At 74.9% G+C, this 4,836-nt stretch carries 5 protein-coding genes; 1 reads left to right on the top strand and 4 read right to left on the bottom strand.

Going from position 1 to position 4,836, the window contains the following annotated elements; all coding sequences use genetic code 11:
* The 4 genes from WCS02_RS17450 to ftsH all read right to left on the bottom strand — a co-directional run.
* Positions 1 to 288: DUF3180 family protein (locus WCS02_RS17450; protein WP_340295526.1), on the bottom strand; the 288-nt coding region annotated here is incomplete at its 3' end.
* A gap of 25 nt (positions 289 to 313) precedes the next feature.
* Positions 314 to 1,264 carry a 2-amino-4-hydroxy-6-hydroxymethyldihydropteridine diphosphokinase gene (gene folK, locus WCS02_RS17445; RefSeq protein ID WP_340295524.1) on the bottom strand — a complete coding sequence of 317 codons (951 nt, stop codon included), beginning with the start codon at positions 1,262 to 1,264 and terminating at the stop codon, positions 314 to 316.
* The gene (gene folP / locus WCS02_RS17440) at positions 1,261 to 2,169 is read right to left on the bottom strand and encodes a dihydropteroate synthase (protein ID WP_340295522.1); all 909 of its coding nucleotides are present in this window, start codon (positions 2,167 to 2,169) and stop codon (positions 1,261 to 1,263) included. The genes folK and folP overlap by 4 nt, the downstream gene beginning before the upstream one ends.
* 22 nt (positions 2,170 to 2,191) lie before the next feature.
* Complete coding sequence (gene ftsH / locus WCS02_RS17435) at positions 2,192 to 4,420, bottom strand: ATP-dependent zinc metalloprotease FtsH (protein ID WP_340295520.1); 2,229 nt, start codon at positions 4,418 to 4,420, stop codon at positions 2,192 to 2,194.
* A gap of 203 nt (positions 4,421 to 4,623) precedes the next feature.
* On the opposite strand from ftsH, the gene WCS02_RS17430 reads away from it, so the two are divergent.
* On the top strand, positions 4,624 to 4,836 hold a 213-nt coding region (locus WCS02_RS17430; RefSeq protein ID WP_340295519.1), incomplete at its 3' end, for a hypothetical protein.

Genomic DNA, 4,836 nt, shown 5'->3' with positions numbered 1-4,836 from the left:
GCCGCCGGTGAGCACGGCGCCGGCGAGCGCGGCGGCCTTGGCCAGCGCCACGGTGCGCGCGGCCCGCAGCGGGTCGAGCGGCTCGGTGCGCTCGCCCTGCGCCCACCGGCGCACCGGCCAGGCGACGACGAGGACGGCGACCGCGAGCCCGGCGATCATGACGACGGGCACGAGCGGCGGCGACGCGGTGGCGCTGCCGCCCGCCTGCCGGACCTGCAGCACCGCGGTGGTCAGCGCGAACGCCACGGCCGCCAGCAGCGCGAGCGGCCCGAGCCGGGTCGGCGCCATCAGGTGCGCACCCCGTCCACGTCGGTCACGTCGCCGGGGGCAGGCCGAACGGGAGCGTGAGGTCGGTGCGCACCACCACGTCCTCCTCGTCGTCCAGCAGGTCCTCGAGCAGCTCGGCGACGGGGCGCGTGAAGCCGTGCTCGGACAGCACCGCCGAGGCGTCGACCATCGACCACGGCAGCAGGACGAACCGGCGGCCGGCGGCCATCGGGTGCGGCAGGCCGAGCTCGTGGGCGTCGAGGCGCAGGTCGCCGTAGGTGACGACGTCGACGTCGAGGGTGCGCGGACCCCACCGCACCTCGCGGGCGCGACCGTGCGCGGTCTCCACGTCCTGGCAGGCGTGCAGCAGCGCCCGCGGCGACAGCGTGGTGTCGACGAGCACGACGGCGTTGAGGTAGCGGCCCTGCTCGGGGCCGCCGACCGGCGCGGAGTCCACCACCGGGCTGGCCTCGACGACGCTGACCCCGTCCAGGACCGACAGGTCCAGGACGGCCTCGTGGAGCGTGGCGTAGGGGTCGCCGAGGTTGGCGCCGAGGGCGAGGACCGCCCGGACGGGAGCCTCGGGCGGGGTGTCGGCGCGCACGTCGTCGCGGGTACGGCGCACGGTCACCGTGACGTCGTCGAACGGGACGCCGACCGGGGCCTGCGGCTTGTGCACCGTGACGTCGACGGCGACCAGCCGGGGGTCGGCCATGACCTCGGCGGCGATCCGCCCGGCGACGGCCTCGACGAGGTCCAGCGACGGACCGACGAGCACGGCGTGGGCCTTCTGCGCGACGACGGAGTAGTCGACGGCGTCGGCCAGGTCGTCGGTGCTGCCGGCGCGCAGCGTGGGCACGTGCAGGACGACGTCCACGGAGAACTCCTGGCCGTCCCGCTTCTCGTGCGCGAGCACGCCGTGGGTGCCGCGGCCGCGGATGCCGCGGACGGCGACCTGGTCGACCGGGCCGCCGTAGTCGCCGAGGTAGCTGCTCATGGGCGTCGATCCTGCTCGGGCGCACCCTCGCGCGCACGGCGCCAGGCCGCGCCGACCCGGACCCCGTCGGCGGTGCCGCGGGCGGTGTGGGCGCGCACGGCCCACACCCCGTGCGCGGCCAGCAGCGCGGCGGCCGCGTGCGAGGCGTCCTCGCGCTCCTCCACGGGGCGGGGCGCACCGTCCGCGGCGGCGAGCAGGCGGCCGAGGAACCGCTTGCGGCTCACGCCGACGAGCAGCGGGAAGCCCAGCGCGTCGAGCGCGTCGAGGTGGGCCAGCAGCGCCCAGCCGTGCTCGGCCTCCTTGGCGAAGCCGATGCCCGGGTCGAGCACGAGCCGGGAGGGGTCGACGCCGGCGTCGACGAGGGCGTCGACGCGCGCGGCCAGCTCGTCCCGGACGTCGAGCACGACGTCGTCGTAGCGGGCGAGGGCGGACATCCCCGCGGAGTGCCCCCGCCAGTGCATGACGACGAACGGGCAGCCCGCCGCGGCGACGACCCGGGCCATCGCGGGGTCGGCCGCGCCGCCGCTCACGTCGTTGACCAGCACGGCCCCGGCGGCCAGGGCGGCCTCGGCGACGCCGGCGCGCATGGTGTCGATGCTCACCGGGACGCCCTGCCCGGCGAGGGCGCGGACGACCTCGACGGTCCGCCGCAGCTCCTCCTGCTCGGGCACCCGGTCGGCGCCCGGGCGGGTGGACTCCCCGCCCACGTCGACGGCGTCGGCACCCGCGGCCACCAGGTCCAGGCCGTGCCGGACGGCGTCGTCGGGGTCGGCCCACCGCCCGCCGTCGCTGAAGGAGTCCGGCGTGACGTTGAGGACGGCGAGCACCGCGGGCCGGTCCAGGCCGACGAGCCGCGACCGGGCCCGGCCGGTCAGACCGGCGGGCCCGGGGTGGGGGGAGCTCACCGCGCTGGCGGGGACGACGGGCTCAGGCCGGGCCGGCGCCCGGGGGGACCGGACCGGACGGGCCGGGGGCGGGGGTGCTCGGCCCGGTGGCCGACCCGCCGTTGCCCGAGCCGTGCCCGACGCCGTTGGAGGCGCCCCAGTTGTCGTGCGGGCCGTGTGCGGGGGTCCCACCGGTCGTGGACCCGCCGTCGCTGCCCACGGCGGAGGAGCCGTGGGACCCGTTGGCGGAGCCGTTCGACGAACCGTTGGCGGACCCGTTGGACGAGCCGTTGGACGAATCCTGGCCCTTGGTCACCGAGACCGGGGCCCCGTTGAGCACCGAGAAGCCGTTGGCGTTGACCGCCGGGCGGGGCGGCACCGGGACCGGCGGCAGGTCGGAGACCGCGCGTCGCTCGCTGGACAGCCACACCGGTCGGGACCGGCGCTTGACGACGTCGGAGAAGATCGCGGCGATCTGCTCCGCGCCGAGGGTCTCCTTCTCGAGGAGCTCCTTGACGAGCCGGTCGAGGATCGGGCGGTGCTCGACGAGCACCTCCCACGCCTCGTCGTGCGCGGCCTCGATGAGCCGGCGGACCTCGCGGTCGACCGTCGCGGCGACGGACTCGGAGTAGTCGCGCTCGTGGCCCATGTCGCGGCCCAGGAACATCTCGCCCGACGCGCTGCCGAGCTTGATCGCGCCGATCTCCTCGCTCATGCCGAACTGCGTGACCATCTTGCGGGCCAGGCCGGTCGCCTTCTCGATGTCGTTCGCGGCACCGGAGGTCGGGTCGTGGAAGACGAGCTCCTCCGCGACGCGGCCGCCCAGGGCGTAGGCGAGCTGGTCGAGCATCTCGTTGCGCGAGGTCGAGTACTTGTCCTCGGTGGGCAGCACCATCGTGTAGCCGAGGGCACGGCCGCGCGGCAGGATCGTGATCTTGGCGACCGGGTCGGTGTTCGGCAGCGACGCCGCCACCAGGGCGTGCCCGCCCTCGTGGTAGGCGGTGATGAGCCGCTCCTTGTCGTTCATGAGGCGGGTCCGCTTCTGCGGGCCGGCCATGACGCGGTCGATCGCCTCGTCCAGCGTGGCGTCGGTGATCTGCTGGGCGTCCGAGCGGGCCGTGAGCAGCGCGGCCTCGTTGAGGACGTTGGCAAGGTCGGCACCGGTGAAGCCCGGGGTCCGGCGGGCGATCGACTCCAGGTCGACGCCCTCGGCGAGCGGCTTGCCCTTGCCGTGGACCTGCAGGATCTTCAGGCGGCCCTGCATGTCGGGCGCCTCGACGGTGATCTGGCGGTCGAACCGGCCCGGGCGCAGCAGGGCCGGGTCCAGGATGTCGGGGCGGTTGGTGGCGGCGATGAGGATGACGTTGGTCTTCACGTCGAAGCCGTCCATCTCCACGAGGAGCTGGTTGAGCGTCTGCTCGCGCTCGTCGTGGCCGCCGCCCATGCCGGCGCCGCGGTGGCGGCCGACGGCGTCGATCTCGTCGACGAAGATGATCGCGGGGGCGTTCTGCTTGGCCTGCTCGAAAAGGTCGCGGACGCGGGAGGCGCCGACGCCGACGAACATCTCGACGAAGTCCGAGCCGGAGATCGAGTAGAACGGCACGCCCGCCTCGCCCGCCGTGGCGCGCGCGAGCAGCGTCTTGCCGGTCCCGGGGGGCCCGTACAGCAGGACGCCCTTGGGGATCTTGGCGCCGACCGCGAGGAACTTGGCCGGCTCGGAAAGGAACTCCTTGATCTCGGTGAGCTCCTCCACGGCCTCCTCGGCGCCGGCGACGTCGGCGAAGGTGACCTTGGGCATGTCCTTGGTGATGAGCTTGGCCTTGGACTTGCCGAACTGCATGACCCGGTTGCCGCCGCCGCTCATGCGGGACAGGACGAACCAGAACAGGCCGAGGATGAGGATGAGCGGCAGCACCGTGAGCAGCAGGCTGGTCAGCACCGACGTCTGCGGGTTGGTCTCGTCGACGCCGTCGGCCGGCGGGTGCTGGTCGAGCAGGCGCAGGACGTCCTCGCCCCGCTGCTCGACGTAGTGGGTGCGGACCTGGGTGGAGCCGTCGACCTGCTCGCCCTCGACGAGGGTGAGGTCGAGTCGCTGCTCGCCGTCGACGACGAGGGCCGAGGCGACCTTCTCGTCCTCGATCAGCTGGAGCGCCTGGCTCGTGTCCACCGTGGCGAACCGCTCGGTGGTGATGAGGCGGGCCCCCACCAGGACGATGACGATCGCCAGGACGATCCAGATCGCACCGCTCCGCAGGAACGTCCGCATCTTCATCTGCTCACCGCACGGGCCCCGGGGCCCGTCCTCCATGCTCGTGTGCCGGTACGTCCGGGCGCGGCGTGCCTGCTCAGGCAGGGTACAGCGGCGTCCGGGCGATCTTCCTGGTGGGAGAACGGGTCCACCCGGCCGCGCGTTCCAGCACGTCGTCGTGTTCGCCCGCAGCAGACGGCGGCGGGGGCGGCGGGTCATCCTGGGGCGTGGGCGTGGGCGTGGGCGTGGGCGCGGGCCGGGGACGGCGGTGGCTGGCGGTGGGGCTGCCCGTCGCGCTGCTCCTCGGGGTGCTGGTGACCGCGTCGCTCCGCCCGGCGGTGCAGGGCTGCCCGGGCGGCCCGTCGGTGGTGCTGCTGCCCGCCCCCGACGAGGTCCCGGACCTGGTCGGCCTGGAGGCGGCCGCCGCCCGGGCCGCGGCC

The organism is Aquipuribacter hungaricus, assembly GCF_037860755.1.
GTDB lineage: Bacteria > Actinomycetota > Actinomycetes > Actinomycetales > JBBAYJ01 > Aquipuribacter > Aquipuribacter hungaricus.
The sequence above is the reverse complement of the archived record's forward strand: the minus strand, read 5'-3'. Positions and strand labels throughout refer to the sequence as shown.

Bases quoted from the DNA above. Each gene is read 5' to 3' on its own strand.
- folK (WP_340295524.1), bottom strand. From the start codon at position 1,264: ATGAGCAGCTACCTCGGCGACTACGGCGGCCCGGTCGACCAGGTCGCC.
- ftsH (WP_340295520.1), bottom strand. From the start codon at position 4,420: ATGAAGATGCGGACGTTCCTGCGGAGCGGTGCGATCTGGATCGTCCTG.